A 25,373-nucleotide genomic window follows, 5' to 3' on the forward strand; every position below is an offset into this window, starting at 1 on the left:
GGTGGAGCTCATGGCATGAGGTCGCTGAGCGTGTAGGTGCGCAGTATCCGCCCCGCCGTGGATTGACATCGATGATCGACAGCGCCAACACCCCGGAGCTGGCGATAGGTGTGGATCGCCTGGTCGGGTGTAGCGCTGGCCCTGCCATCGAGATCGCGCAGCGCTACTGCAGCACCGCGTCTGTCCTGCAGTGGAAAGCCGCGATCTGGACAGTGAACGGCGATCCAATCGGAACATCCGACGCCGCACGCACTATCACAATCGTCGATGACGGCGACTATGGCAGCTCCTACGACTACCAGCTGGTATCAGCTTCCACGGCGGCTCTCATGGACCCGTTCCTCCACCCCGAACCATCCTTCTTGTGGTCCGACGACGAGACACTGTTCCTCGAGATTCAACCCGAGACAGGATGGATTGAGGTCTACTCGACTAGGCCGGATCTGGTCGAGGAGGTGCGAAGCGACACCCAGTGGGAAGTAGTCCCGCTGACCCGCGACCTCCCGCAGTCGTAGCAATAGCGCCTCCCGCGAATCTTGCTCGCGGTAGGCACTGCAGCACGACACCGGACCGCCAGCCAGTACTGGCAGAAACCCGCCACCGAGCGCCGGGAGCTGATGCACGGTTAGGTGACAGGGTTAGTCACGCGGTCTGAAGGGCCTCGTCGGTCATGATGGTCTCGAATTCAATGGGGGCCAGTCTGCCGAGGCGGTCCTGCCGTCTACGACGGACCCGGCCATCAGGTTGGTCGCAGTCGGCTGATGGGTGGTTACACCTGGCGCCCGGCGTCTTCGGCCCGCAGGATCGCCGGCAGAATTACGTGTGGCTCGGGGATCATCCCGGGTGTGACGCGGTGCCGGAATACCCAGTAGCTCCATGCCTGGTAACAGAGGATCACGGGCAGCGCCACGACCGTGATGGCGGTCAACACGCCGAGGGTATACGTACTGTGCGCCGCGGACTGCACCGTGATGTCGAAGGCACTGTCGATTGTGGACGGCAGCAGAACCGGGAACATGGCCAGGAAGATCGCGGCCAGCCCGAACAGGCCGGTGCCGGCATAGCCGGTAAACGCGAGCCCTTCCCGGCCCGCGCGTGCCTGAGCCCATCCGACGCCACCGGAGACCACGGCGAGAAGGGCGACCGTCCACCCCGCCGGTCCGGCACCGTGCTCGAATTGCACCATCGCAATCCAGACGAGCAGCGGCAGCAGGCAGAGGGGAGCCCACCGGACGGCGAAACCGGATGCGCGCCGCCGCACTGGGCCGTCGGCCTTGAGCGCCAGGAACGTGGCGGAGTGGGCCAGGGCAAATCCCACCACGGCGAGGCCACCGACGAGGGCGGGCCACGAGAGCCAGGCAAAGGGACCGCCGACGCGGTCGCCGTTGCCGTCGATAGGCAGTCCGATCGAGGTGAGCGCGAGCAGCGCGCCGATGAAGAACGCGACGGCCGCGGAACCGAGGCCGATCATGTACGTCCAGAACGTCGCCCAGACCCTTGTGCCGACCTTGCCCCGGTACTCGATACCGACGGCCCGCACGATGAGTCCGAGCAACGCGAGGGTCAGCGGCACGTAGAGGGCGGACAGTAGCGCGGCGTACCAGGGCGAGAACGCGGCGAAGAGGGCAGCGACGGCGGTGATGAGCCACACCTCGTTGCCGTCCCAGACGGGGCCGATGGTGTTGAGCATGACGCGGCGGTCGCGTTCGCTGCGGGTCGAGAAGATCATGTGCATGCCCACGCCCAGATCGAATCCCTCGAGCAGGAGGTACCCGGTCCACAGGAGGGCGATGGCGACAAACCAGATGATTGCAAGGGGTTCCATGGTTGTTCCTCGTCTCGTGGTCAGTAGGCAAACGACAGCACGTCGTCGTGCTCGCCGTCCGGGTCGTCGACGTCGTCGTCGTCCTGACCAACGAGTTCGGGCATCGCACTGGCGACTCCACCGCGCGTATACCGCACCAGCAGGTACACCTCGACGACCAGCAGAACCCCGTAGACGGAGCCCAGGGAGATGAGGGAGAACAGCAGCTCCCCGGCGGTCACACCGGGAGATACGGCGGCCTGGGTGTACATGTACACGGAGTCGGCTCCGGTCACGGCGGGGTTCGGGGCCACGACGAACGGCTGTCGGCCCATCTCGGTGAAGATCCATCCGGCGATGTTCGCGGCGAACGGTGCGAGGATTCCGGCGAGCGCGAGTCGCATGAGCCCGCGGGATCCGGGGACGGTGCCGCGCCGGGTGAGCCACAGGGCAACCGCTCCGGCGGCGGCGACTATCCCGCCGAGGCCGATCATGAGGCGAAAGCCCCAGTAGGTCACCCACATGACGGGGACGTACTCGATCTGCGCGCCCGCCCGGTCGCCGTACAGGGCGTCGTCCGGAATCGTCTCGCCGTAACGGTCCACGTACTCGGGTTCGAGGTCGCGAATACCCGGCATGTCGACGCCCCACTCCCCGGTGGCGAGGAAGCCGAGAACGCCGGGGACCTCGATGAGAGTGGTGACGTCGCGGCAGTCCGTGGATCCCGGGTTGCCCAGCGAGAGCACCGAGAAGGAGGAGCCGGAGTGGCAGGCGGCCTCGGCGGCAGCCATCTTCATGGGCTGCTGCTCGTACATGAGTTTGCCCTGGATGTCGCCGGTGACGACTGTGCCGAGGAACCCCACCATGGCGACTATCGCGCCGAATCGCAGGGACCAGATCCAGACGCCGTGGTCGGTGCGGTCGCGTCCTGGTATGTCCTGGGCCTGCCCCACGATCACGTGCCCGCGCTCGTCGACGGTGTCGATCCCGTCATGCCGGCGGCGCCACAGGTGGTACCAGGCGATCCCGAGCAGGAACATCCCTCCCACCACGAGCGCACCAAAGACGGCGTGGGTGAACGCTGCCAGTGCGGTGTTGTTGGTGAGCACGGCCCACACGTCAGTCATGACCGGCCGGCCGTCCTCGCCGAGCTCGACGCCCACGGGGTGCTGCATCCACGAGTTGGCGACGATGATGAAGTACGCCGAGACCCAGGATCCGATCACCGCGCACCACAGGGCCGCGAGGTGCACGCCCTTGCGCAGCCTGCCCCAGCCGAAGATCCAGATACCGAGGAAGGTCGATTCGAGGAAGAAGGCGAGCAGACCCTCGAGCGCGAGCGGGGCACCGAACACGTCCCCGACGAACCGGGAGTACTCGCTCCAGGCCATTCCGAACTGGAACTCCTGGACCAGGCCCGTGGCCACGCCGAGGATGAAGTTGATGAGGTAGAGCTTTCCCCAGAATTTGGTCATCCGGAGAAATTTCTCCTGGCCGCTGCGCACCCAGGCGGTGTGCATCACGGCAACCATCGCCCCGAGTCCGATAGTGAGCGGGACCATGAGGAAGTGGTAGACGGTCGTGATGCCGAACTGCCAGCGTGCGATCTCGACAACGTCCATAGGACGCCAACCCCTTTCACCGGATCGGGTGTCGTGTTCACCCGCCATCGGCATTCTACATAGCGTAGAAATATTTCTACCGAGAGTCGAATTTCTTTCGCCACTGATAGAATCCGGCTACAAAGCAGGAGGAGAGGATCACCGTGGCGACCCTGGGCGAGTTGGAGCGTGCCGTTATGGACGTAATCTGGGACCACAGTGGGCCGGTGACGGCGTACGACGTCAAGGGCGTGCTCGACAGCTCCCGGGAGCGCCCACCCGCCGTGACCACCCTGCTCACGGTCTTGAGCCGCCTTGCACGCAAAGGTCTGGTCGTCTCGGATCGCACCGCGCGCCCCCACCGCTACCGCGCTGTGGCCTCGCGGGAGGAGTACACCGCGGAACTCATGCACGAAGTCCTTGGAGACTCCCGGGACCGGCACGCGGTACTTGCACGGTTCGTCGGCGGGGTCTCCAACGATGAGGCGGCGGCGTTACGCACGCTACTGAAGGGAAACGGCTGATCCCCCAGTCGGCGATGTCCACCGGTGACGTGGGGCTCCTGTTGGCCGGGGTCGCCCTGGCCCTGGCCTGGCCGGTGCCGGTCCTGTTGGCTCGCGCACGCTGGCCGATGCACGCCCCGGCCCGCGCGCTCCTTCTCTGGCAGGCCATCGGCCTGGCCGGCGGGGTCTCGATGATCGGGGCACTCGCGCTGATCGGCCGCGCGGTCGCGCCGGAGCATCCCCTGGCCGCGGTGATCCCTGCGATCCTGCTGGGCTGCTACCTTCTCGCTCACCTCGGTGCGACCGTCGTCCAGGTCACGCGGCAACGGCGCCGACATCTGACGCTGCTCCAACTACTCACAGCGCCCCACCCGACCCGCGCGCGAACGCGCGTGATCGACGAGGCCGCACCGGTGGCATATTGCATCCCCCGTGGCGCCGGTTCCGTCACGGTGCTCTCCCAGGGACTTCTCGACAACCTGGATCCCGACGAGCTCGCGGCCGTGATCGCCCACGAACGCGCGCACGTGGAGCAGCGGCACGACATCCTGCAATTGGCGTTCCGGGCCTGGCGGTCCGCACTACCGGGACTTCCCACCGCGGTCCTCGCGGAGACGGAGGTCGCCGCGATGGTGGAGATGTTGGCCGACGACCGAGCCCGCCGAGAGGTACGGGACGAAGTGGTGGCCCGCGCGATCCTGCGGGTCGGTGCCGCCGACGGTAGCGGTGAGACCGACAGCGTCGGCGACGACGACCGCAGCGGGAGCAGCAGGAACGAGCGCGGCTGCGGCCACCAGGCCTCCTGCCGCGGCGGCCGCATGAGCGATCGACTCCGCCGTCTCGGTGCCCCGGCCCCCGGCCATGAGTGAACGATGCGGATCTGACGGCTCGCTCCGGCTCGTTCAGCTGAGTCGGACCACCTGGTCCTCGGGCCGCCGGTCGTTGTGGCGGTGTGAAACCAGGATCACCACCTTGTCGTGGGCGGCGGAACGGAGATCTTCCATCATGGCGTCGGCTGTCGGCGCGTCTAGGTGCGCAGTCGGCTCGTCGAGCAGGAGAACGTCGGCGCGCGTGAGCAGTGCCCGTGCCACCGCCAATCGTTGACGCTCCCCTCCTGATAGGGCCCGACCGCCGGCCCCGACCCGGGTGTCCAGACCGTCGGGGAGCGCGTCGAGCAGAACGGTCAAACCGACCCGCTCGAGAACCCGCCGCAGTGCGGCGTCATCGGGGGCCTGGGCGGCCGGCCTGGATAGGAGGAGATTGCCGCGCAGGGTGGAGTCAAAGACGTAGGCGTCCTGCGGGCACCAGGCCACGCGGGATCGCCATTCCTTTTCGGCGAACGTCGTGATCGGAGAGGTCTCGGCCCAGATCGTGCCGCCACTGAGGGGCAGTGCCCCCATCACGGCGGATAGCAGCGTGGACTTACCCGATCCGGACGGCCCGTCGAGGAACAACCAGCACCCCGTGCGCGCGACAGCATCCACCTCCGCCACGGCCGGTCGCGCAGTGTGCGGATACCGAGCAGTAACCTTCTCCAGCGTCACCGAATTCACGGGGCCGTTCGGCGCGCCAACGCCCCATGCGGTCTGCGGGAAGGGGCCCAGTACGGAGCCGAGGCTCTGCAGCAGTGATCGCACGGACGGCACTCGGTGCACTGCCGAGACCCACGCGGCGAGAGACTCACCCAGCGCCAGGCACAGGAGGGCAATCACACTGGCTCGTTCTGCACCCACCGACGGATCGGACACTGCCACGAGCACCGCTAGGAGGCCCGTGCCTGCTGTCACCGCCGCCGTTCCGAGCCCTGTGCCGCGGGTGGCGCGCCGTTCGGCGGCGGCCTGTTTCCGGTTCAGCTCGTCGAGTTGGTCGACCGCCGCCGCTGCCACTCCATTACCGCGTAGGTCCGCCGCTGCCGCGTTCAATGAGGCCGACCCCCGTATCAGGTGGGACCGACCAGCAACCCTGGCCACATCGCCCCCACGTTCGACCGTTGCCACTAGGACCGCGCCGAGGGCCATGGTCGCGCTCAGGCTCACCCCCACCTGCACAGTGAACTCGGGGGTGACCAACCAGGTGGTGAGTGTGGCTCCCAGCAGTACGGCGACTCCGGAGATCACGGGCGTAACGACTCTGGGGAGTTGGTCCCGCAGTTCATCGGCCTGGGTCACGAGGTAGTCCAGGGGCGCCCCACCCTCGAGCAGCCGCCGGGATCCGGTTCCTCGTGCTGCGATCGCTCGCCAGAGCCGCAGCCGAAGGTCATCGATGGTTCGAAAGGCGGCGTGATGGGTGAGTAATTGTTCGGCGTATGTGGCCACCGAGCGTCCGATCCCAAACGCTCGAACTCCGACGATCGCCACCAGGAGATACATGATGTACTCCTCGACGCTCGATCGGACGATCAACCATCCCGACAGCGCGGTGAGCGCCAAGCCCAGCGAGGTGGCGAGCACCGAGATGCCTACCGCCCCCGCCCAGAGCCTGCCGTGGGCACCAATCAGCGCACCGAGTGACAGACGCTGGGCGCCGCCTGTCTCGTCCGACACCTGCTCGTCCGCCCCCGCGCAGACTCCCTGTTCTGGTCCCCGCCCGTAACGACCCTGATCGGCATTCCCGTCCACAGCGGGGACCGGGGAGGCGCCGAGATCACCGTCCCGAGCGGCCTCGGTGAGCGCGGATGCGTCATCGTCTGCGCGGCCGGCCTGCCCAGAGATCCGAATAGTGCTCGTGGCGAGATCAAGTGTCATCGGTTCGTGGCTCGCCAGCACGATCGTGGCACGCTCGGCCCGGCGCACGATCGCGTCCCTGACCAGCTCAGCGGCATGGTGGTCAAGGTGGGCAGTCGGCTCGTCGAGCACCAGCAGGCGGGCGCCGGCGTCCACGCGGGCCAGTGCGCGCGCCACAGACAGGCGTCGGAGTTCCCCCGGGCTGAGTTCGGCGGCAGCCGACTCGGCGACCCGGGATAGTCCGACCTCGGCCAGAGCGGCCGCGGGATCCGCGCCATACAACGCGAGTTCCGCCCGTGGGGTGGCACCGAATACTCGCGGCGACTGGGGTGACCACCCCACGAGGTCAGCCTCGATTCCAGTGACTCGACCATGCACTATCGCATCGACCGGCAGCGCCCCGACCAGCGCCGAGAGGAACGTGGACTTACCGGCTCCACTGGCCCCGGTCACGGCGACAATGCCGCTCAGCTCTGCGTCGAGACCAGTCAATGCCGCGGCCCCGCGACCGGAATAGCGAACCTCGAGCCCTGCGACGCGGACCGTGGCCCCGTGGGCTTCTCGCAGGTCAGTCCCGGGTGCTACCTCGAGATGTTCGCGCACTCGGTGCAGAGCCGCGAGGCCATCCTGTGACGCATGGAATGCCACCCCGACCCGGCGAAACACGGTAAAGCACTCTGGCGCGAGCAGCAGCGCGAGCAGTGCGGGCTGTAGGTCCATCGACCCGCCAAGCAAGCGGAGACCCAAGAAGACCGCTACTACCGCCACAGAGATCGTCGCGATGAGCTCAAGTGCCAGGGCGGACAGGAACGCCCACCTCAGCGTCTCCTGCGTGCGGCGCCCGTAAATCCGCTGGATGGTGTCCAGCGAGTCCGTCTGCTCCTCGACGCGGCCGAGCCCGACCAGCACTGGCAGTCCGCGGGCCAGTTCGGCCAGATGGTCAGACAGCCTGGCCAGAGCACGCAACGCCGCATCTGTGCGTTGACCGGTGTGGCGGCCGATCAGGACCATGAACAGTGGCACCAGCGGGATCGTCACTACAATCGCCAGTGCACTGACCCAGTCGGCGGCGAGGATGCGTACCAGCAGTAGCGGGGGCACCACGATCGCCGCGACTATGGCCGGCACGGATTGCAGGTAGTACTCGTCCAGATCGTCTAAGCCATCCGTGGCGAGCACCGCGGTCCCGCCCCGGGGATCGTGCGCTTGCACCATGTGGCGCCACAGCCGACCCCGCAGGTTCTGCTTGACGGCGATGGCGACCCTGCGTGCACTCGTCTCGGTCGCCCATTCGGCAGCGGCCCGCAGCAGCACACCACTCATACCGAGTACCAGGATCGCCCGCACCGACCCGGTCGAGAGGGTGCCGACCGCCAGTCCCGCGATCCCTCGCGCGACAGCCTCCGCCACCAGCACCAGGCCCAGTGCCCGCAGGGCTGCCAACAGCCCCAGCGCCACGAGGGAGGATCTCGGTGCGGGCCCGAGGTCCGGGCGCGTGGAAATCCGCTGCACAGTCCGCTCGGCCTCGAGCATCCAGGGATCGATCCCCTGGGCGGGCCGCGTGGTCGACCTGCGCATCACCATCCACACACGTCCTCACAGGGGGTTCACCGCAATTGATCATCGACTCCGCCGTGTAATTCTACATTCCGTAGAAGTACGCGCTGGGACCAGGTCGGCGAACACCGGGTCATCGATGGCATCGACGCCAAGGCCGAGCAGTGGATCCTAAAGGGAGACCCTCCATCCGCTGTACTTATATACCCTGGGGGGTACATTGCGGGGTGGCAGAACTGCCACAGCTGCTACGAAAGGCTTCCAACATGAGCACTCACCATGCAACCGTCAGCAGGGAAGTACGTGTCCGCCTACAGGGAGATTGGCATGGCCGCTAGCACAGTAGACATCCGTGAGATCGACGGCCGGCCGGTGGTGGACACCCGGCCTGGCGACGATCGTGTGCTCCGATTGATGCGGCGCGCCTCCGAGTTGGGGGCGACCGAGGTCGGCGGACCCGTCGACCTCAACGGACCGCGCAACGGCTTTTTCTCCGACGACGTCCACCACGATCACATCCATCTCGGTATCACCCCCGGCGACCCGCTGGCGCACCTGCGGTAGAACGCACGTGCCTGCAGGCGTGGCACGAAATCACAGGTGACGTGATCCGGTGAAGTCCATAGCGGTGCAACCGTTATGGTAGGGCTGCTCGGTGATGCCTGCGAGACAAGGAGCACGCTCATGATGAACGGTGACGGTATGGGCGGTATGGGACTGATGTGCGTCTTCGGGTTGCTGGTGCTCGTGGGGGTGATCGTAGGTGTGGTCGTGTTGGTGAAGATCTTCTCCGGCAGGTCCCCGAACACGGGCGGGTCCGGCACCAATCCTGGGATTGGCGCGGGAGCTAGCCGGGGGCGGGAGATCCTGGATGAGCGCTACGCCCGCGGTGAAATGAGCACCGAGGAGTACCGCGAACGGCTGTGGGCTCTGGAAAAGGACGGCCGGTGAGCCAACTGACCCGCCGCCAACTGCTGGTACTGGGCGCGGCCGCAGCCGGTGCCACCATCGTGGGCGGGACGGGGCTGTGGTGGACCACCACCGGCGGCCCCGGATACATCGAAGGCGAGGATCTGATCGAACCGCAGGTGCTGGCCAGCCGTGACCGCGTGCTGGAACTGGAGTTGACCGCCGCCCCGACACGGGTCCGGGTCGGCGGCCGAGAAGCCTCCGTGCAAACCTTCAACGGATCTCTGCCTGGACCGACCCTGCGGGTGGCCCCGGGCGACACGATCCGGGTGGCATTGACCAACGAGCTTCAGGTCCCGACGAACCTGCACGTGCACGGACTGCACGTCTCCCCGGAAGGCAACGGCGACAACCCGTTCCTGAGCATCGCCCCCGGTGAGTCGTTCGACTACGAGATCTCCCTGTCTGCCGACCACCCCCCGGGCACCTACTGGTACCACCCGCACCGCCACGGCTATGTGGCCGACCAGGTCGCCGCCGGACTCTACGGAGCCATCATTGTGGAAGACCGCGAACCGGTCTCGGTCACCCGGGAGCGGGTCATGGTGGTCTCGGACCTGACCCTGGACGCCTCCGGCAACCTCGCTGAGGTCAACCAGATGCAGCAGATGATGGGCCGGGAAGGCGAGGTGGTCCTCGTCAACGGGCAGGTCCGCCCGCAGATCACCGCCGCGCCAGGGGAACGAGAGCGGTGGCGGATCGTCAATGCCTGCTCCTCCCGGTACCTCCGGCTGCAGCTAGATGGCCAACAGGTCCGGATGTTCAGCCGCGACCTCGGCCGCCTACCAGTGCCCAAGGAGATCACCGAAGTGGTGCTCGCCCCCGGCAACCGCGTCGAACTTCTTGTGGAGACCACCGAGGGCTCCTCAGCACTGGTGACTGCACCGGTGAGCCGCGGCGGCATGGACGCCATGATGGGCGAGGGCATGATGAGGGGCGACAACGAGCCCAGCAACGACGAGCCGATCGAGCTGCTCGACCTGACCGTATCCGGGGACCTCGCCCAACGGCTGGCACCTGTGCGAGAAGGGTCGGCTCTGCGAGATTTGCAGGGGGAGCCGATCAGCGCTCGACGTACCCTGGAATTCGCCATGGGCATGGCCGGTGGCATGGGAGGTGACGGTGCCATGATGGGCGGTGAGGAGGATGCCACCATGATGTCCTTCGCCATCAACGGGCAGGAGTTCAACCCCGACCGGGTCGACACCCCGGTGACGGCCGGGACGGTGGAGGAATGGACCCTGGTCAACTCTAGTCCCATGGACCACCCCGTCCACTTGCACGTGTGGCCGATGCAGGTCATCAAGGACGGGGACCGCGACCTCTCCGAACCGAGATGGCAGGACGTCGTGAACGTCCCGCCTTTCAGGGAGGTGAAGGTACTCATCGCTTTCGAGGACTTCCCCGGGAAGACCGTCTACCACTGCCACATCCTCGACCACGAGGACCAGGGCATGATGGGCACCGTCGAAGCCCGCTAACCGCGGCGTCCCAGTGATCAGCGACGCCCGGCGTGAGATCTCGGAGACCAGCTGTCCGCAGGCGCGCTCGAGGAGTTGCTTGTTGTCGCCCCGTGCCAGGGCGAGGATGTTCTGGCACGAGCGGTAGCCCTGGGCTTCGATGCGCTGACGATCGAGGAGGTCGCTGATCGCGGCGACGGTGTTCGGGCCGATCTTGTGGGCTTGGCGCACGAAGTAGGCCGGCGACCACAGGTCCGCGGACTGCAGGTGCTGGGCGGGTACATGCTCGGGATCGGTGATGTAGCCGTGCCGGCGCCCGGAGACGGTGTGCGAGGCGATGACCTCGCCGTCGCACATGACCGTCAGCGTGTGGCCGGTGATCTTCACACCGACGTGCTGGCTGGCGAAGATGTGGGGCACCGAGTACTTCACCGTGGCGATCTCCACGTGGTAGTCCCGTTTGGCCTTGGACTTCTTCCAGATCACCGGCTGCCAGCGGGCCTCGGGCAAGGCGATCAGTTCCGGTTTCTCGTGCTCGGCGAACAGCTCCCGGCGGCTGGTCTTCTGGCCGCGGAACGGGATCCGGTAGTTGATCGACAATGGTGGATGGCCCTCGCGACGCGGTGCGAGGCGGAAAGGATCCATGAAATCCCCCACCCGCATAACCGGCTCTTCGCATCTGAGCGTGGGGTCAGGTCCGTAGCCCGCCGGCGATGAGGAGCATCCGCAGGCGATAGTTGTCGCGGTTGCGGTAGCCGCGGGCCAGGCGCCGGTGGAGTTCGATGAGGCCATTGATCGCTTCGGTTCCTCCGTTGTTGGAGCGGCCGGTGGTCCAGTACGCGAGGAAGGCGGCCTTCCACTTGCGGAGCGTTCGTCCTAGTCGGGCGATTTCCGGGATCGGGCAGGATGGCAAGGTCGCGAGTACCTTCTCCGCAGCGCTGCGCCCGGCAGGCAGGTCTTTGTGGTGGTAGGCCTGTCGGAGTTCGTGGGCGACTTGCCAGGCGATGAACAGTTCCTCGTGTCGGGGGTCGGCGGCCAGGGCCTCGTCGAACCGCCGCCACTGGCGCTCGGTGAGCCTGTCGGGGTCGCAGCGGATGATGGTGCGGATCCCGTAAAGCGGGTCGCCTTTACGTCCGCGGTGACCGCAGATCTGCTGCTGCAACCTCCGGCGGACCTCGTCCACGGCGCCAAGGGCGAGCTTGACCACGTGGAAAGCGTCGAGAACAGCGGTGGCATCCTCGAGTTCGTCATCGATCGCTCGCTTGTAGCCGTGGAACGGATCCAACGCGGCGATCTCGACGCCGCTGGTGAAACCCTTGCCCCGCGCGGTGAGCCAGTCTGCGAACACCACCCCGGAGCGGCCTGGCACGAGGTCGAGCAGCCTGGCCTGTACTTTGCCGTCCCCGTCGCGGGTGAGGTCGACCATCCCGGTCAGTTCCTTGGGGCCGCGCTTACGCCGGGAGACATGGTGCCAGATGTGTTCATCGACGCCGAGGGTGCGGACGCCGTCGAAGCGGGCCGGATCATCGGCCAACGCCTCCAATGCAGCCTTGACCGGCGTCCACACCGTGTGCCACGCGGTACCGAGCTGACGAGCCAGTCCGCTGACGGTGGCGTGCTCCCGGCGCAGCTGTCCCACTGCCCACTCCACGACGCGGGCCGTGGTGGCATGCCGCGGCGAGGCAAGCCCAGGCAGGTTCTCCACGAACGTCACACGTTCGCACGCCCCGCCTGGGCAGACGAAGCGGCGTTTGCGCCAGATGATCGTGACGGGGCGGCCGAACGCGGGGATGTCGACCAGACGCACCACCTGCCGTCCATGCCCCACCCCGGCGGCGCCGCAGTCCGGGCATCCGACCGGTCCCGGCTCGGATTCGACGGTCACCTCCAGGTGCTCGCCACGCAGACGCGCATCAAGGACGTACACGTCGTCGAGCCCGACGAGAAGATCGCAGCGGACACAACGGGGCGCAGGTGCGGTTCCGGTGGCAGACCGGCAGCACCCGATAGGCTCAGACATGGGTCGAGGCCCTTTCAGGATCGGATGTAGTGGTACTTCCAATCCTTCAGGGCCTCGACCCTCTCGTCTCCCTACCGCCTCACCGGCGTGTCGTCCTCACCCACGCTCAGATGCGAAGAGCCGCATAACCCTGCTCGTCGGCGGCCTCGGCCTGCTCGGCACCGGCGCCCTGGCAGCCTGTACGTCCCCGGCACAGACCCCGGCGCCACCGGTTTCGGCCGGACCCAGCAGCACCGGCACGGCGATCAGCCATGTGCACGCCATCACCCGCGACGCCGGGACAGGGGAGGGGTCAGGGGTGATCTTGCTGGCCACCCATAAAGGGCTGTTTCGCCTCCAGGACCGCGAACTGACCCAGGTGGGCCCGGTCGTGGATCTCATGGGTTTCACCGTTACGCCTGAAGGACGCTATCTGGCCTCGGGTCACCCCGGCGTCGACACCGACCTGTCCGAGCCGGTCGGACTGATCGAATCCACCGACCAGGGCAAGACCTGGTCGGTGCTCTCCCGGGGCGGGGAATCGGACTTCCACGCCCTGGCCGCCGGCCCCGATCGTGTGCTCGGCTTCGACGGCCAACTGCGCGCCAGCTCCAACGGGCGCACCTGGGACACCCTCGAGATCCCCTCCGCCCCGGCAGCCCTGGCGATCGCTCCGAGCACAGGCATCTTCCTGGCCACCACCGAGGACGGGGTCCTGCGATCCGCCGACGAAGGCGCCACCTGGGAGATCCTGGACACCCCGCAGCTGATGTCCCTGATCGCCTGGGCCGATGAAAAGACCATCGTCGGGGCGGGGATCGACGGTCACCTGCTGACCAGCCGCGATGCCGGGAAGACGTGGACGGCCAGCGACCAGTCGGTCGGAGAGATCACCGCCCTGGGCGCAAGCACCACCGCGGACGGTGAGATCGAGGCTTTGATGGTGGCCGACACCACCGTTCTACGCACCACCGACGGCGGGAACACCACCGAACAGCTGCTCTGACCTCTAGTGGGAGGTCTGCGTATCTGCCTCGTGCGTATTCGCGGCCACCGGCGGGGGATCGGCAAAGAACTCATCGATCATCGCCGGTAGTGGACCCACCCAGAGCTATCCGGCAGCAGCGGAAGACCTGAAGGGCCGTTTCATCTGCTGAATCGGTGATGCATCTAATGAGACTGCCTGGAAACCTGTGCAGGTCATCGACGTTTCGGAGACCGCCATTCGACCGTCTCCAGATGCGGTGTCCGAGCCATGAGCCGGCGTTGACGCTATCCGTGAGCGGGCGACATCGCAGGTCGGGGCTGGCATTGGAGCTGTGCACGAGAGGGAGGCTGAAGGGCCGAGGATGATTCGTCCGATGCAATACGCAGACTTCGACTTTACATAACGTCTGGTTACCGGCCGTGGTGTACGTGCCATAGATGGGTAGGCATCCAGCCACCTGAATTCTGGCAGCGACTCACTTTCGCGGGCTGCAGCTGCGTGGTCCGCGTAGCGACTCCGGCCGGATTGCCTACTGGTGAAACGGCTACCGCTCCAGGTGAGCTTCAGGCCAGGTCTAGGAAGCGGCGCAGGTCTTTGAACGTCTCGTGGACGACTGAGTAGTGCGCCCACTTGCCACGCTGCTGCCGGGTCAGGAGGCCTGCGTCGACGAGTTTCTTGAGGTGGTGGCTGATCGTGGGCTGGCTGATGTCGACCACGTCGAGTAAGTCGCACGCGCACACCGACTCGCAGCCTTGCGCGGCGATGTGGGACAGCAGTCGCAGGCGTGTCGGGTCCGCCAGTGCTTTGAGCGTGCGCGCCATCTGATCTGCGGTCTCGGCGGTGATCGGAGCTGATGACAGGGGGCAGCACTCGTTCTGCGTCCGAGTCGGAAGGACGTCGTTTCCTGCAGTCATTTCTTCGCTCACCCCGCCTCAAACAATACATTGACACATGCCGATATGTGGGCATAGCCTCCAGCATAGACGTTCATCGATATGAGGGAGTTTCGTGCCAATGAGCACCACCACCGCCCGGGCTGTTGCGCCGGTCGCCAAGGAGATGTCGTTCCTCGACCGCTACCTGGCCGCCTGGATCCTCGTGGCCATGGCCGCCGGCCTGCTGCTGGGACGCTTCGTCCCGGGCTTGGACACCGCCCTGGACTCGGTGAAGATCGGCGGGATATCCGTGCCGATCGCGATCGGCCTGCTGGTGATGATGTATCCCGTCCTGGCCAAGGTGCGCTACGACGAGACCCACAGGGTGACCGGCGACCGGAAGCTCCTCACGCTATCGTTGATCCTGAACTGGATCCTCGGGCCGGCATTCATGTTCGCGTTGGCGTGGATCTTCCTGCCGGATCTGCCGGAGTTCCGTACCGGGTTGATCATCGTGGGACTCGCCCGGTGCATCGCGATGGTGTTCATCTGGAACGACCTGGCGTGCGGGGACCGGGAGGCCGCCGCGGTGCTGGTGGCGATCAACTCGGTGTTCCAGGTCGTGGCGTTCGGCGCCCTGGGCTGGTTCTACCTGCAGCTGCTCCCCTCCTGGCTCGGACTGGAGACCACCTCAGCGCAGTTCTCCGTGTGGTCCATCGTGATCTCCGTGCTGGTCTTCCTCGGCATCCCCCTGCTGGCCGGTTTCCTCACCCGAGTGCTGGGGGAGAGGGCGAAAGGACGGCACTGGTACGAGGAGACCTTCCTCCCCCGGATCGGCCCGTGGGCCCTGTACGGGTTGCTGTTCACCATCGTGTTGCTGTTCGCGATGCAGGGCGAGGCGATCACCTCGCAGCCGCTGGACGTGGCCCGGATGGCCGCGCCGCTACTGCTGTACTTCGTCCTGATGTTCTTCTTCAGCTGGTTCGTCTCCAAGGCGGTGGGGCTGAACTACGCCAAGTCGACCAGCGTCGCCTTCACCGCCTCGGGCAACAACTTCGAACTCGCGATCGCAGTGTCGATCGGCACCTTCGGTATCGCCTCGGGCCAGGCCCTGGCGGGTGTGGTCGGCCCGCTGATCGAGGTTCCTGTTCTGATCGGGCTCGTCTACGTCGCGCTCTGGGCCGGACCGAAACTGTTCCCGGGAGACCCAACCCTCCCGCCATCTCGCACGGACCCGGCCCGCAACACCGAAGGAGCCCGGCCATGACCAACACTCCCAGCGTCTTGTTCGTGTGCGTCAAGAACGGCGGCAAGTCCCAGATGGCAGCAGCGCTCATGCGCCTGCACACCGGGGAGGCGATCGAGGTCCACTCCGCGGGCACCCGGCCCGGTTCCGCGGTCAACGCCCTAGCCGCGGGATCGGTCGCCGAGCTCAGCGCCGACATGTCCGGCCAGACCCCCACGGCCATCGATCCCGACCTGCTCCGGCGGGTGGACCGGGTGATCGTTCTGGGCGATGAAGCCCAGGTCGAGCCGGTCGACGGGATGGCGGGCACGATCGAGGTGTGGAACACCGACGAGCCCTCCGCCCGTGGGATCGAGGGGATGGAGCGAATGCGTCTGGTGCGCGATGACATCGACCGCAGAGTTCGCGACCTGCACACCGAGATCGCAGGCGGTAAGCCGCGCGTGCTGTTTGTCTGCGTGCACAACGCCGGGCGCTCCCAGATGGCTGCCGGTTACCTCTCGCATTTGGCGGGGGACCGGATCGAGGTCCTCTCGGCTGGTTCGCAGCCGGCCGATCAGCTCAATCCCGTCGCGGTGGAGGTGATGGCAGAGGAGGGCATCGACATCACCACCGCCACACCGAAGGTGCTGACCACCGACGCGGTCAAGGCCGCCGACGTGGTCATCACGATGGGCTGCGGAGACACCTGCCCGGTCTTCCCGGGAAAGCGGTACGAGGACTGGGAACTGGCCGATCCAGCCGGTCAGGGCAAGGATGCTGTCCGCCCGATCCGCGACGACATCAAACGGCGCATCACCCACCTGATCGCCGAACTGGCACCGAAGGAGAACGCCCAGTGAGCACGACACTCAACGAACTTCCGGTAGTAGTCATCGGCGCCGGGCCGGTGGGGCTGGCCACGGCCGCGCACCTGCGGGAACGGGGTCTGACGCCGTTAGTGCTCGAGGCCGGCGCCACCATCGGCGCCGCTATCGAGCAGTGGGGGCACACCCGCCTGTTCTCGCCCTGGCAGTACGACATCGACGCCGCCGCCCGACGCCTACTCGAGCCCACCGGCTGGACCGAGCCCGACCCGGACGCTCTGCCCACGGGGCACGAGCTGATCGAGAAATACCTGGCCCCGCTCGCCAAGCTCCTGGGTAGCGATGTCATCCGTACCGGCGCCCGCGTGGTGGCGGTTTCCAGGGAAGGAATCGACAAGACCCGCTCGGCGGGCCGCGAGCAGACCCCGTTCCTGGTCCGAGTCCAGGCCGCTGATGGCGCCGTGACCGAGGTGCGGGCCCGCGGCGTCATCGACGCCTCCGGAACCTGGGGCCAGCCCAATCCGCTCGGCCGCTCCGGTCTGCCCGCCCCCGGTGAGAACGCGGCGATCGACAAGGGCCTGATCACCGCGCCGCTTCCGGCCGTGACCGGGTCAGAGCGCGACCGGTTCGCCGGACGTCATGTCCTGGTCGTGGGGGCAGGACACTCGGCCGCCAACACCCTGCTCGACCTCGTTGACCTCGCGAAGCAGGATCCTGCAACGCGGATCAGCTGGGCGGTGCGCACCCCCGAGGTGTCGAGCGTCTACGGAGGCGAGGACCGCGATGAACTGGCGGCCCGAGGAGCGCTCGGCACCCGCCTGCGCGAAGCCGTCGAGTCTGGAGTGATCGAGGTGCACACCTCCTTCACCATCACCGAGTTCACCCCGACGACCGACAATCTGACCGTGCACGCCAGCACCCCACAGGGTCCCTCCCGACTGGAGGTGGACCTGCTCGTTCCGGCCACGGGATTCCGTCCCGGCCTGTCCATCCTGTCCGAGCTTCGGCTCGCTCTGGATCCGGCCGTGGACGCTCCGTATCAGCTCGGGCCGCTGATCGATCCGGAGTTCCACTCCTGCGGAAGCGTGGAACCGCACGGCGAGAGCCTGCTGGCGCATCCCGAGACCGGCTTCTACATCGTGGGAATGAAAAGCTACGGCCGGGCGCCGACATTCCTCATGGCCACCGGTTACGAGCAGGTTCGTTCGATCGCCGCCGCACTCGCCGGTGACCGGGCCGCCGCCGATGATGTGCACCTCGACCTGCCCGAGACCGGAGTCTGCTCAACCGACCTCGGTGGCTCGTGCGACGCACCGGCCTCCCCGCAGCTGATCTCGCTCGGCGCCACCACCTCTTCCTGCTGCTGAAAGGGATCTGCCATGACCATCGATGCACCCGAACTGGACGTCCACGTTCTCCAGCGCACGGCCGATGACCTCGCTCGGACATACGAGGGCATCTTCTCGGCCGAGACGATAGAACGCTACGTTTTCGAGTCCTACACCGCGCTGGCTCGCACGGCGACGATCAAGCGGTACCTCGCGGCGCTCGCCCGAAATTTCGCCTCCGACAGGCTCCGTGCACTGGCGTTGTCGCAAGGGAAGATCCAGTCGGACGTCCCGCAGGTGTTGTTCGTGTGTGTCCACAATGCCGGCCGCTCCCAGATCGCCGCGGCACTCCTCAAGCACTACGCCGGTAGCGGCGTCGAGGTCCGGTCAGCTGGCTCACTCCCGGCCTCTGAGGTCGACCCTGTCGTGGTGGAGACCTTGGCATCGCGCGGAATCGACATGGCGGGGGCGTTCCCGAAGCCACTGACTGATGACGTGGTGCGGGCTGCCGACTACGTCATCACGATGGGGTGTGGGGATGCCTGCCCGGTGTATCCGGGCAAGAACTATCTGGACTGGGACCTTGTCGACCCCGCGGAGCAGACTCCGGAGATCACCCGCCAGATCGTCGACGACATCGACGATCGAGTCCGCGCCTGGTGGGCCACGGTTCACAGGTGACCCGCCGCAACCCGGTGGTCACACGTCGTGTCCGGCATCGGATCCAATGACGGAACGAGACGCGACACCGCCTGGGATCGACCGCCCCCGGGGCGGACTCGCGGCTCTGTGTATCGCGCAAACTACCAGCTGGGGCCTACTTTTCTACTCACTGCCCGCGGCTGTCGCGCCGATCTCCCAGGACACCGGCTGGAGTGGCACCGCCATCACCGGCGCACTGTCAGCTGGTCTCACAATCTCGGCAGTCGCCGGCCTCAAAGTCGGTTCCGTTCTGGATTCCCGAGGGCCACGCACGGTGATGACCCTCGGGGCGGTCATCGGTGTGGCTGCCCTGGCGCTGGTGGCGTGGTCTCCCAACCTGCCCATGTTCTATCTGGCCTGGCTCGTGGCGGGGTTCGCCCAATCGGCTGTCCTCTATCCACCCGCGTTCGCTGTCATCACCCGCTGGTACGGCCCGCGACGAGTCGGCCCCCTGATGACGCTGACACTCGTCGCCGGGCTTTCCTCCACCATCTTCGCCCCGCTCACTGCCTCCCTGATCGAGCAGTTCGGTTGGCGCACCAGCTACCTCATCATGGCCGGCATCCTCGCCGCCGTATCTGTGCCCCTGCACGCCTTCTTTCTCAACTCCACCTGGTCAGACACCGCCAGCGAGCCGACCGTGCAGCAGTCCCGAACCGAGATCCGCCAGGTCACCAGAACCCGCCAATTCCTCACCCTGCAAGTAGTGATGACGGCAGCCACGTTCACGCTATTCGCCGTCACGATCAACCTCATCCCACTGTTGCTGGAACGAGGAATCGACTACTCGACCGCAGCACTGGCCTTCGGACTGGTGGGCGCAGGACAAGTCATCGGCCGACTCGGCTACCCACCACTGACCCGAAGAACCACACCCCAACACCGCACACTGGTGATCCTCGGCGCCGGTGCACTCGGCCTGTGGGGACTGGCAACAACTCCCGGCTCGACCTGGCTGCTCATCGCTCTGGCCGTAGGTACAGGCGCGGCCCGCGGCTGTCACACCCTTCTCCAGGCCACCGCCGTCTCCGACCGGTGGGGCACCCAAAACTTCGGCGCCATCAACGCCCTATTCAACGCACCAATGACCGCCGTCACCGCACTCGCCCCCGTGTCCGGACCCCTATTGGCCAGCCTCATCGGTGGATACCCTGCAATGGCAGTCATCATGGCCGTCCTGCTCACCGTGGCCGCAGCACTAAGTGCCCGAACGTGAACAGGAGCTGACCACCATTTCGGACACAGACTGGACCCCGGAGCACCACGAGGCAATCATCATCGGCGGTGGGCAAGCAGGTCTGGCCACCGCCTACTACCTGCTGCGGTCAGGCGTGGACACCCTCGTTCTGGATAATCAACCCAACCCGGGTGGGGGCTGGTTACACGTCTGGCCGTCCCTGCGCCTGTTCTCCACCGCTGAGTTCTCCAATCTGCCGGGCTGGCCGATGCCCCCTTATGACGGGTTTCCACCGGCCTGCCATGTCGTGGACTATCTCGCTGCCTATGAACGGCGCTACCGGATTCCGGTCCAGCGTCCCGTCACGGTCAACGAGGTGATCTACGAGAAGGGCACCTACCACGTCTGGGCGGGCACGAAGTCGTGGACGACCGAGAACGTGGTCGCGGCCACCGGGACGTGGTCCGCCCCCTTTGTTCCCTCCCACCCAGGAACCTTCGCCGGCACGCAGTGGCATTCCGCCAACTACCCCGGTACAACTCCCTTTCGAAGTACCACAGTCGCGGTCGTGGGCGGCGTGAACCGCCCCAGGTTTTCCGCCGCGCCCTATGTGGGTTGCAGCTCTCGGTTGAGAGCGGCGTAGTAGCTCTGCTCGAACTCGATGGGCGGAACGTAGCCCAGGCTCGAGTGGAGCCGGTCATTGTTGTACCACTCGACCCATGCGGCGGTCGCGTACTCGACGTCGGCGAGCGTCTTGTACGGTCCGTCGTGGAAGATCGACGAGCGGATGCACTCGGCCTTGTATAGCCCGTTGATCGTCTCCATGAGGGCGTTATCGTAGGCGTCACCGACGCTGCCGATCGACGGTTCGATCCCCTCGAGGGCGAGGCGTTCGGTGAACGCTACAGATGTATATTGGCTGCCTGCGTCCGAGTGGCTGATCAGCGATTTCGGCTCGACCGGGTGTCCCTCGCGGTCGCGTTGCCACAGCGCCATCCGCAGCGGCGTCATCACCAGATCCGTGGCCATGGTGGTCGCCGCATTCCAGGCAACGATGCGCTGGGCGAACACGTCGACGATGAACGCGACGTAGGCGAAGCCGGCCCACGTTCGGACGTACGTGAAGTCAGCGACCCACACCCGGTCCGGGCGATCTGAGGTGAAGTCCCGGTCCAGCAGGTCCGGCGCCCGCACTGCGTCCGAATCTGGGGAGGTCGTGTACACCTTCTTTGCCCTAACCACCCCGGATAGGCCCAGCGTGCGCATCGCCCGGTCCACCGCGCCCGGACTCGCTGCGGGTAACCCGGCCCGGCGGACCTCGGCGAGCATTTTGCGGCGCCCGTACAGCCCGGCTGGCTGCATCTTCCGGCGCCCCTGCGCATCGGGCTTCCACACCAGCTGCCGTATGACGTCCTCCACCTCGGCGTCGCTGACGACCCTCGCTGCGATTGCCCGCCGGGGTGAGGTCCACATCCGATAGGTGCGTGCGGCGATCTGCAGACCTGCTTTGCGCAGGCCACGGCAGACCGACTCGACCGCATGACCCTCGGCTCTCATCTGATCGATGAATTCGCAGATCACCGGTTGCGGGGGTCGAGCTCCCCCGCGAAGAAAATCGAGGCCCGGCGCATGATCTCCAGGTCCTCGGTCAGCCGCCGGTTCTCTGCCTTGAGGCGCTTGATCTCGGCGCTCTCCTCGGTGCTGACGCCGGGGCGTGCGCCTGAGTCGATGTCGGCCTGCACAGCCCACCTGCGGACCGTCTCCTTGCCCAGCCCCAGACGGCGGCCGATCTGGTCGCAGCAGGCCGTCAGCGACGCGTACTCCCCGCGGTGCTCGGCCACCATCCGCAGTGCCCGCTCCTTGACCGCGGGATCGATTTTCTTCGGCATACAACCATCCTCCTCGACTCGAAAAGGAGGCGGCGGGAAACCTGGGGCGGTTCAGCGCGAACTCCGGCGCCCAGATCGCCGCAGAACTCACGAGCGTCGCCGAGGTGACCTGGTACACCCGTCAGCCACCACGCTGGATGCCCGACGAGGTCGACGGACGGGTGCTGTTCCGCCGCAACCGACTACGTGCCCTTGCCCTGCAGCGCGGCGAGCCCGACCCCGGGACAGACTCAGCCTTAGGAGACATCGTCGTCCTGCCAGAGGTGCGCCGCGCTCGGGACACCGGACGGCTGCAGGCCACGCCGATGTTCACCTCACTGGATGAGATCGACGCCGATCACCTGATTTGGTGCACGGGTTTTCGCTCCGCGATCGGGCCGATACGCCGGTTGCTCGACCACGGTCGACCAAAGCATCCGGGCCTCCATGTGGTCGGCTACGGCGACTGGACCGGTCCCGGAGCGGCAACGATCACCGGTGTGGGGCCCTATGCCAAACAGGCTGCCCGGAGAATCGCCGCATCAGTTGGCAGAACCGTGAAATAGGCGCAGCCACCACCAGAGTGATCTCCCTCGGGGGTGAGGGGAGTGCGAGCTATGCCGCCAGTTCGGCGGGGCTCGGATCCCTCCCGTTGGTTATTACGCGCCCTGGGCTGGTGTCGGTCCCCACAGGGCCTGTGCGGACATCAGGGCGGGTTGCCCTTGGGAGCTGGCGAAGTTGTTAGGGAGCGGGCTCCAGGGTGGTGTGGAATGAGGCGGGGTATGAGCCGGACGTAGGTGACCATGCCGACGAGTTCGACGAGGGTTTGGGTGACCACGACGACCGCGACCAGGGCAAATGGGTCGGGCAGGGCCAGGGCGAGGGGCAGTATGACCAGCGAGTTGCGGGTCGCCCCGGAGAAGACCAACGCCCGTGTCGACGGGGCATCCTGGCTGAAGACCCGGCCGGTGAGGATTCCCAAGGGGATCATCACGACCAGGAAGCCGACATAGACCGGGATGACCCGCAGCAGTGAGGACAGATCCGTCCGGACGGCGTCGACTTGCGAGGCAATCACGACGGCGAGGGTGGCCATCATCAGCGGCACCATCAGTGACTCCATCGCGTCCATGAGCTTCCGGGCGGAGGCGGACCGTGCGGCCAGGTACTGCGTGATGGCCGCCAGAACCAAGGGTGTGACGATCAATAACAGGAAGGCCTCAAGGAACGGGGCGACGTCCAAGACCTCGAACAGGCTGGGGCCCATAAATAGGCCCAGGTAGGCAGGCAGCAACAGCATCTGCACGAGCATCAGCAGCGGGGCCGCGGCCAGTAGCCGGTCGTGCGCGGAGCCAGCTAACCCGGAGAAGACGATGACGTAGTCGATGCACGGGGCAAGCAGCACCAGCAATACACCCAGCAGCAGGGCCTGGTCGTCAGCGACGAACCGGGAGAGCCCGTAGACCACGACCGGGACGATGGCGAAATTCAGCACCAACAGCCCGGCCAGGAACCGGCCGTCACGCAGCGCGCGACCGAGCCGGGTCAGCGGCACGCCCAGGAATGTGGCGTACAGCAGCACCATCAGTACCGGGTTGATTGCCTGCTCCAGACCCGGGGCGGCGGAAGGGGTGGCCAGCCCGAACACGGCACCGACCCCCAGGGCCACCAGGTACAGGGGTATCTGCCACCGCTCCAGCCACGTGATCATTGTTCGTCCTCCTCGGGACAGGGCCTTGCCTTCGGCCTCACGTCGCTGACGATCCTGGTCGGCAGTGGCAGTGAGAGTGGGCGGCGGGAGGGCCGGCCGTGATTAGAGTCCGAAGGCTCCGCCGCTGACCAGGATAAAGATGCCCAGGCCGATCAGGACAATGGGGAACAAGATGTGTTCCCAGCGTTCTAAAGCCTCGGCGACTGGCCGACGGGTGGCCACGAACTTGGCCAGGCCCACCAGGACCGAGACCAGAACCAGGAACACGACGCAGTAGGCCACCACGGCTCCCGGGCCGACGCTGAGGAAGACTGGGACGTAGACGCCGATGTTGTCCCCGCCGTTGGCGAAGGTCACCGCGGCCACGGTCCACACGGTCACGTTCTTACCTTCGATTTTGGCGTCGTCGTCGTCATCGTCCCCACGCCAGGCCTGCCACGCGGCCCATAGTCCCAGGCCTAATGGGATCAGCCCGAAGTACGGGATGGCCTCCGAGGGCAAAAACGTCCCGGCGCCCAAGGCCACGAGCACAGCGGCGCCGAGGATGCCTAGGAATCCAAGGTACTGGCCGACCAGGATGCGTGCGGTGGTGCCGCGTTGGCCTGCGCCGCGGGCGAAGAACAGTGAGAGGACGATGATGTCGTCGATATTGGTGGCGATGAACAGACCGATCGCCTGCAGGGCTGAGGACAGGATCACCCCTGCACCTCCGTGGCGTAACAACCCGGCACCGAACAGGCCGGGTCCAGGCAGGAGGCGTTTTCATTGACTGCGAGGGTGACCTCGACCAGGGAGGCCAACGCCCGCGCCAGGTGCGGATCAGCGATCTCGTACCGGGTCTGGCGGCCTTCGGGCACGGCGACCGCGATGCCACAGTCGCGCAGGCACGCTAGATGGTTCGACACGTTCGAACGCGTCAGTTCCAGATCGCGGGCCAGCTCCGCCGGGTAGGCCGTCCGCTCCAGCAGGGTCAGCAGTATCCGCGACCGGGTGGGGTCGGCCATCGCCCGCCCCAACCGGTTCATCACATCCACACAAGACGATATAGTCAGCATTCACTGAACTGTACAGTAGGCGCTGAACTGACTGGGCGTCTGAACAGGTTAGACATTTCTGGGCTCTGTGACTCGGGCGCTACCGCCCCGGAAGGGCCGCGCAGAAGGTTAAATCGGCAGCGTCGTGCCGGTGATTGCGAAGTCCCGTAGCCAACTGATGAACAGTGCCCACACGCCACTGAACAGTGCTATGCCCACTGCGATGAGTAGGAGGCCGCCGATGATCTGGATTCGTCGAGTGTTGCGTTGTAGCCAGCCGACGGTTCGGATTGCCCAGGTGGAGCTCCAGGCGACGAGGATGAATGGCAGCCCCAGCCCGAGGCAGTAGGCGACGATGAGCATGACACCGCGCGTGCCGCTGAAGCCGCTTCCGGCGGCGACGGACAGTGCGGCGGCGAGCGTTGGTCCGAGGCAGGGTGTCCAGCCGAGGGCGAACACTCCGCCCAGGAGAGGCGCGCCGACCCAGGTAGAGACAGCCTTCGGCTGGAATCGGGTATCTCGTTGCAGCACCGGTACGAAGCCGATGAAGACCAAACCCATGAGGATGGTGATGACCCCGCCGATGCGCTGGAGCAACTCCTCGTGTGGTGCGAGGTATTGAACCGTTCCGAGGACCATTGCGCTAAGCGAGACGAACACAACGGTGAACCCGCCAACGAAGAGCAGAGATGCCCCGACGACCCGGTAGCGCGAGCGTTGTCTGGCCTTCTTTTCCTCGAGAGTGATCGTTCGCGACTCGCTGTGGCGCTGTTCGGCCTGCGCCACGGTGACCGGTGGTCGCTCGGCGCCGACGACGCTAGCGAGGTAGGCGAGATAGCCGGGGATGAGCGGGACCACACATGGCGAGGCGAACGAGACCAGACCGGCTAGTAGGCAGGCGCCGAGGGCGAGCAGAAGGGGTCCGCTGGCCGCTGTCTGTTGGAACGCCGAACCGATACCCTGCGCGAGCACCAGGCCGTCCATCGGCGGCATGGCACCGGCGAAGACGAGGTCGGCAACAT

The 25,373-nt window shown here is 66.4% G+C and carries 22 protein-coding genes, 4 pseudogenes and 1 other annotated feature; of the genes and pseudogenes, 15 read left to right on the forward strand and 11 right to left on the reverse strand.

Annotated elements, in window-relative coordinates; translation table 11 throughout:
• The first annotated feature begins 71 nt into the window (after window positions 1-71).
• Window positions 72-515, forward strand: a complete 444-nt coding sequence (locus AB5G72_RS00470; protein ID WP_119192334.1) for a hypothetical protein — start codon at window positions 72-74, stop codon at window positions 513-515.
• A gap of 254 nt (window positions 516-769) precedes the next feature.
• Here the strand turns inward: AB5G72_RS00470 and cydB are convergent, their stop codons facing one another.
• Both cydB and AB5G72_RS00480 read right to left on the reverse strand, forming a co-directional pair.
• Window positions 770-1,825 (reverse strand): cytochrome d ubiquinol oxidase subunit II, encoded by a 1,056-nt coding sequence (cydB, locus tag AB5G72_RS00475; protein WP_440220686.1) that lies wholly within the window; start codon window positions 1,823-1,825, stop codon window positions 770-772.
• A gap of 20 nt (window positions 1,826-1,845) precedes the next feature.
• Window positions 1,846-3,426, reverse strand: coding sequence for a cytochrome ubiquinol oxidase subunit I (locus AB5G72_RS00480; protein ID WP_096907664.1), 1,581 nt, complete (start codon window positions 3,424-3,426; stop codon window positions 1,846-1,848).
• 143 nt (window positions 3,427-3,569) lie between these two features.
• On the opposite strand from AB5G72_RS00480, the gene AB5G72_RS00485 reads away from it, so the two are divergent.
• Complete coding sequence (locus AB5G72_RS00485) at window positions 3,570-3,929, forward strand: BlaI/MecI/CopY family transcriptional regulator (protein ID WP_070719688.1); 360 nt, start codon at window positions 3,570-3,572, stop codon at window positions 3,927-3,929.
• A gap of 14 nt (window positions 3,930-3,943) precedes the next feature.
• Window positions 3,944-4,777 carry a M56 family metallopeptidase gene (locus tag AB5G72_RS00490; RefSeq protein ID WP_440220687.1) on the forward strand — a complete coding sequence of 278 codons (834 nt, stop codon included), beginning with the start codon at window positions 3,944-3,946 and terminating at the stop codon, window positions 4,775-4,777.
• A gap of 33 nt (window positions 4,778-4,810) precedes the next feature.
• Here AB5G72_RS00490 and cydC read toward each other — a convergent pair whose 3' ends face one another.
• Entirely contained in the window at window positions 4,811-8,164 is a 3,354-nt protein-coding gene (cydC, locus tag AB5G72_RS00495) for a thiol reductant ABC exporter subunit CydC (RefSeq protein WP_440220688.1), read from the reverse strand.
• A 351-nt stretch (window positions 8,165-8,515) separates the two neighbouring features.
• Here cydC and AB5G72_RS00500 point away from each other — a divergent pair, with 351 nt between their 5' ends.
• The 3 genes from AB5G72_RS00500 to AB5G72_RS00510 all read left to right on the forward strand — a co-directional run bounded on the left by AB5G72_RS00500 (window position 8,516) and on the right by AB5G72_RS00510 (window position 10,638).
• The gene (locus tag AB5G72_RS00500) at window positions 8,516-8,752 is read left to right on the forward strand and encodes a hypothetical protein (RefSeq protein WP_243699787.1); all 237 of its coding nucleotides are present in this window, start codon (window positions 8,516-8,518) and stop codon (window positions 8,750-8,752) included.
• 120 nt (window positions 8,753-8,872) lie between these two features.
• On the forward strand, window positions 8,873-9,139 hold the full coding sequence (locus AB5G72_RS00505) for an SHOCT domain-containing protein (protein ID WP_440220689.1): 267 nt from the start codon (window positions 8,873-8,875) through the stop codon (window positions 9,137-9,139).
• Window positions 9,136-10,638, forward strand: coding sequence for a multicopper oxidase family protein (locus AB5G72_RS00510; protein WP_440220690.1), 1,503 nt, complete (start codon window positions 9,136-9,138; stop codon window positions 10,636-10,638). The genes AB5G72_RS00505 and AB5G72_RS00510 overlap by 4 nt, the downstream gene beginning before the upstream one ends.
• A gap of 330 nt (window positions 10,639-10,968) precedes the next feature.
• Here AB5G72_RS00510 and AB5G72_RS00515 read toward each other — a convergent pair.
• Both AB5G72_RS00515 and AB5G72_RS00520 read right to left on the reverse strand, forming a co-directional pair.
• A pseudogene (locus tag AB5G72_RS00515) lies at window positions 10,969-11,409 on the reverse strand (Mu transposase domain-containing protein); the annotation flags it as partial.
• The gene (locus tag AB5G72_RS00520) at window positions 11,309-12,544 is read right to left on the reverse strand and encodes an ISL3 family transposase (protein ID WP_182611187.1); all 1,236 of its coding nucleotides are present in this window, start codon (window positions 12,542-12,544) and stop codon (window positions 11,309-11,311) included. The gene AB5G72_RS00520 and the pseudogene AB5G72_RS00515, both read right to left, overlap by 101 nt.
• Window positions 12,545-12,635: 91 nt before the next feature.
• Between AB5G72_RS00520 and AB5G72_RS00525 the strand changes: the two genes are divergently transcribed.
• Complete coding sequence (locus tag AB5G72_RS00525) at window positions 12,636-13,622, forward strand: F510_1955 family glycosylhydrolase (protein ID WP_440221531.1); 987 nt, start codon at window positions 12,636-12,638, stop codon at window positions 13,620-13,622.
• A 545-nt stretch (window positions 13,623-14,167) separates the two neighbouring features.
• Here AB5G72_RS00525 and AB5G72_RS00530 read toward each other — a convergent pair.
• Window positions 14,168-14,518 carry an ArsR/SmtB family transcription factor gene (locus AB5G72_RS00530; RefSeq protein WP_271799983.1) on the reverse strand — a complete coding sequence of 117 codons (351 nt, stop codon included), beginning with the start codon at window positions 14,516-14,518 and terminating at the stop codon, window positions 14,168-14,170.
• A 100-nt stretch (window positions 14,519-14,618) separates the two neighbouring features.
• Here AB5G72_RS00530 and arsB point away from each other — a divergent pair, with 100 nt between their 5' ends.
• From arsB to AB5G72_RS00565, 7 genes and pseudogenes are all read left to right on the forward strand, one after another.
• Window positions 14,619-15,746 (forward strand): ACR3 family arsenite efflux transporter, encoded by a 1,128-nt coding sequence (arsB, locus tag AB5G72_RS00535; RefSeq protein ID WP_096907157.1) that lies wholly within the window; start codon window positions 14,619-14,621, stop codon window positions 15,744-15,746.
• Window positions 15,743-16,126: pseudogene (locus tag AB5G72_RS00540) on the forward strand (arsenate-mycothiol transferase ArsC); the annotation flags it as partial. The gene arsB and the pseudogene AB5G72_RS00540, both read left to right, overlap by 4 nt.
• A gap of 42 nt (window positions 16,127-16,168) precedes the next feature.
• A complete protein-coding gene (locus AB5G72_RS00545; protein WP_371607113.1) occupies window positions 16,169-16,567 on the forward strand; it encodes an arsenate reductase ArsC in 399 nt (132 codons plus the stop codon).
• On the forward strand, window positions 16,564-17,898 hold the full coding sequence (locus AB5G72_RS00550; protein ID WP_440220691.1) for an FAD-dependent oxidoreductase: 1,335 nt from the start codon (window positions 16,564-16,566) through the stop codon (window positions 17,896-17,898). The genes AB5G72_RS00545 and AB5G72_RS00550 overlap by 4 nt, the downstream gene beginning before the upstream one ends.
• Before the next feature lie 12 nt (window positions 17,899-17,910).
• Window positions 17,911-18,540 carry an arsenate reductase ArsC gene (locus AB5G72_RS00555; RefSeq protein WP_096907160.1) on the forward strand — a complete coding sequence of 210 codons (630 nt, stop codon included), beginning with the start codon at window positions 17,911-17,913 and terminating at the stop codon, window positions 18,538-18,540.
• A 46-nt stretch (window positions 18,541-18,586) separates the two neighbouring features.
• Window positions 18,587-19,777, forward strand: a complete 1,191-nt coding sequence (locus AB5G72_RS00560) for an MFS transporter (protein ID WP_440220692.1) — start codon at window positions 18,587-18,589, stop codon at window positions 19,775-19,777.
• A pseudogene (locus AB5G72_RS00565) lies at window positions 19,764-20,321 on the forward strand (FAD-dependent oxidoreductase); the annotation flags it as partial. The gene AB5G72_RS00560 and the pseudogene AB5G72_RS00565, both read left to right, overlap by 14 nt.
• Window positions 20,322-20,344: 23 nt before the next feature.
• Here AB5G72_RS00565 and AB5G72_RS00570 read toward each other — a convergent pair.
• A protein-coding gene (locus tag AB5G72_RS00570) for an IS3 family transposase (RefSeq protein ID WP_440220693.1) occupies window positions 20,345-21,627 on the reverse strand; the annotation gives its coding sequence in 2 pieces (ribosomal slippage) (window positions 20,345-21,354 and window positions 21,354-21,627; 1,284 coding nt in all).
• Window positions 21,224-21,358, reverse strand: a sequence feature (AL1L pseudoknot). It overlaps the preceding gene by 135 nt.
• Window positions 21,628-21,683: 56 nt before the next feature.
• Between AB5G72_RS00570 and AB5G72_RS00575 the strand changes: the two are divergent.
• Window positions 21,684-22,172, forward strand: a pseudogene (locus AB5G72_RS00575) (pyridine nucleotide-disulfide oxidoreductase); the annotation flags it as partial.
• A gap of 140 nt (window positions 22,173-22,312) precedes the next feature.
• On the opposite strand, the gene AB5G72_RS00580 reads toward AB5G72_RS00575, so the two are convergent.
• The 4 genes from AB5G72_RS00580 to AB5G72_RS00595 form a co-directional block, all read right to left on the reverse strand.
• Entirely contained in the window at window positions 22,313-23,317 is a 1,005-nt protein-coding gene (locus AB5G72_RS00580) for an arsenic resistance protein (RefSeq protein ID WP_017838569.1), read from the reverse strand.
• Between the two features lie 102 nt (window positions 23,318-23,419).
• Entirely contained in the window at window positions 23,420-24,016 is a 597-nt protein-coding gene (locus tag AB5G72_RS00585) for a cadmium resistance transporter (RefSeq protein ID WP_017838570.1), read from the reverse strand.
• On the reverse strand, window positions 24,013-24,372 hold the full coding sequence (gene cmtR / locus AB5G72_RS00590; RefSeq protein WP_031265411.1) for a Cd(II)/Pb(II)-sensing metalloregulatory transcriptional regulator CmtR: 360 nt from the start codon (window positions 24,370-24,372) through the stop codon (window positions 24,013-24,015). Before cmtR ends, AB5G72_RS00585 begins: the two co-directional genes overlap by 4 nt.
• A 108-nt stretch (window positions 24,373-24,480) precedes the next feature.
• Window positions 24,481-25,335: a cytochrome c biogenesis CcdA family protein gene (locus AB5G72_RS00595; RefSeq protein WP_371517683.1), complete on the reverse strand. Its 855-nt coding sequence runs from the start codon at window positions 25,333-25,335 to the stop codon at window positions 24,481-24,483.
• Between the last annotated feature and the right edge of the window lie 38 nt (window positions 25,336-25,373).

The sequence above is a fragment of the Dietzia sp. MNB45 genome, assembly GCF_051994785.1.
Classification (GTDB): Bacteria; Actinomycetota; Actinomycetes; order Mycobacteriales; family Mycobacteriaceae; genus Dietzia; species Dietzia kunjamensis.

Bases quoted from the DNA above. Each gene is read 5' to 3' on its own strand.
- AB5G72_RS00470 (WP_119192334.1), top strand. From the start codon at position 72: ATGATCGACAGCGCCAACACCCCGGAGCTGGCGATAGGTGTGGATCGC.
- cydB (WP_440220686.1), bottom strand. From the start codon at position 1,825: ATGGAACCCCTTGCAATCATCTGGTTTGTCGCCATCGCCCTCCTGTGG.
- AB5G72_RS00480 (WP_096907664.1), bottom strand. From the start codon at position 3,426: ATGGACGTTGTCGAGATCGCACGCTGGCAGTTCGGCATCACGACCGTC.
- AB5G72_RS00490 (WP_440220687.1), top strand. From the start codon at position 3,944: ATGTCCACCGGTGACGTGGGGCTCCTGTTGGCCGGGGTCGCCCTGGCC.
- cydC (WP_440220688.1), bottom strand. From the start codon at position 8,164: ATGCTCGAGGCCGAGCGGACTGTGCAGCGGATTTCCACGCGCCCGGAC.
- AB5G72_RS00500 (WP_243699787.1), top strand. From the start codon at position 8,516: ATGGCCGCTAGCACAGTAGACATCCGTGAGATCGACGGCCGGCCGGTG.
- AB5G72_RS00505 (WP_440220689.1), top strand. From the start codon at position 8,873: ATGATGAACGGTGACGGTATGGGCGGTATGGGACTGATGTGCGTCTTC.
- AB5G72_RS00525 (WP_440221531.1), top strand. From the start codon at position 12,636: ATGGGTCGAGGCCCTTTCAGGATCGGATGTAGTGGTACTTCCAATCCT.
- AB5G72_RS00530 (WP_271799983.1), bottom strand. From the start codon at position 14,518: ATGACTGCAGGAAACGACGTCCTTCCGACTCGGACGCAGAACGAGTGC.
- arsB (WP_096907157.1), top strand. From the start codon at position 14,619: ATGAGCACCACCACCGCCCGGGCTGTTGCGCCGGTCGCCAAGGAGATG.
- AB5G72_RS00555 (WP_096907160.1), top strand. From the start codon at position 17,911: ATGACCATCGATGCACCCGAACTGGACGTCCACGTTCTCCAGCGCACG.
- AB5G72_RS00560 (WP_440220692.1), top strand. From the start codon at position 18,587: ATGACGGAACGAGACGCGACACCGCCTGGGATCGACCGCCCCCGGGGC.
- AB5G72_RS00580 (WP_017838569.1), bottom strand. From the start codon at position 23,317: ATGATCACGTGGCTGGAGCGGTGGCAGATACCCCTGTACCTGGTGGCC.
- cmtR (WP_031265411.1), bottom strand. From the start codon at position 24,372: ATGCTGACTATATCGTCTTGTGTGGATGTGATGAACCGGTTGGGGCGG.
- AB5G72_RS00595 (WP_371517683.1), bottom strand. From the start codon at position 25,335: ATGGACGGCCTGGTGCTCGCGCAGGGTATCGGTTCGGCGTTCCAACAG.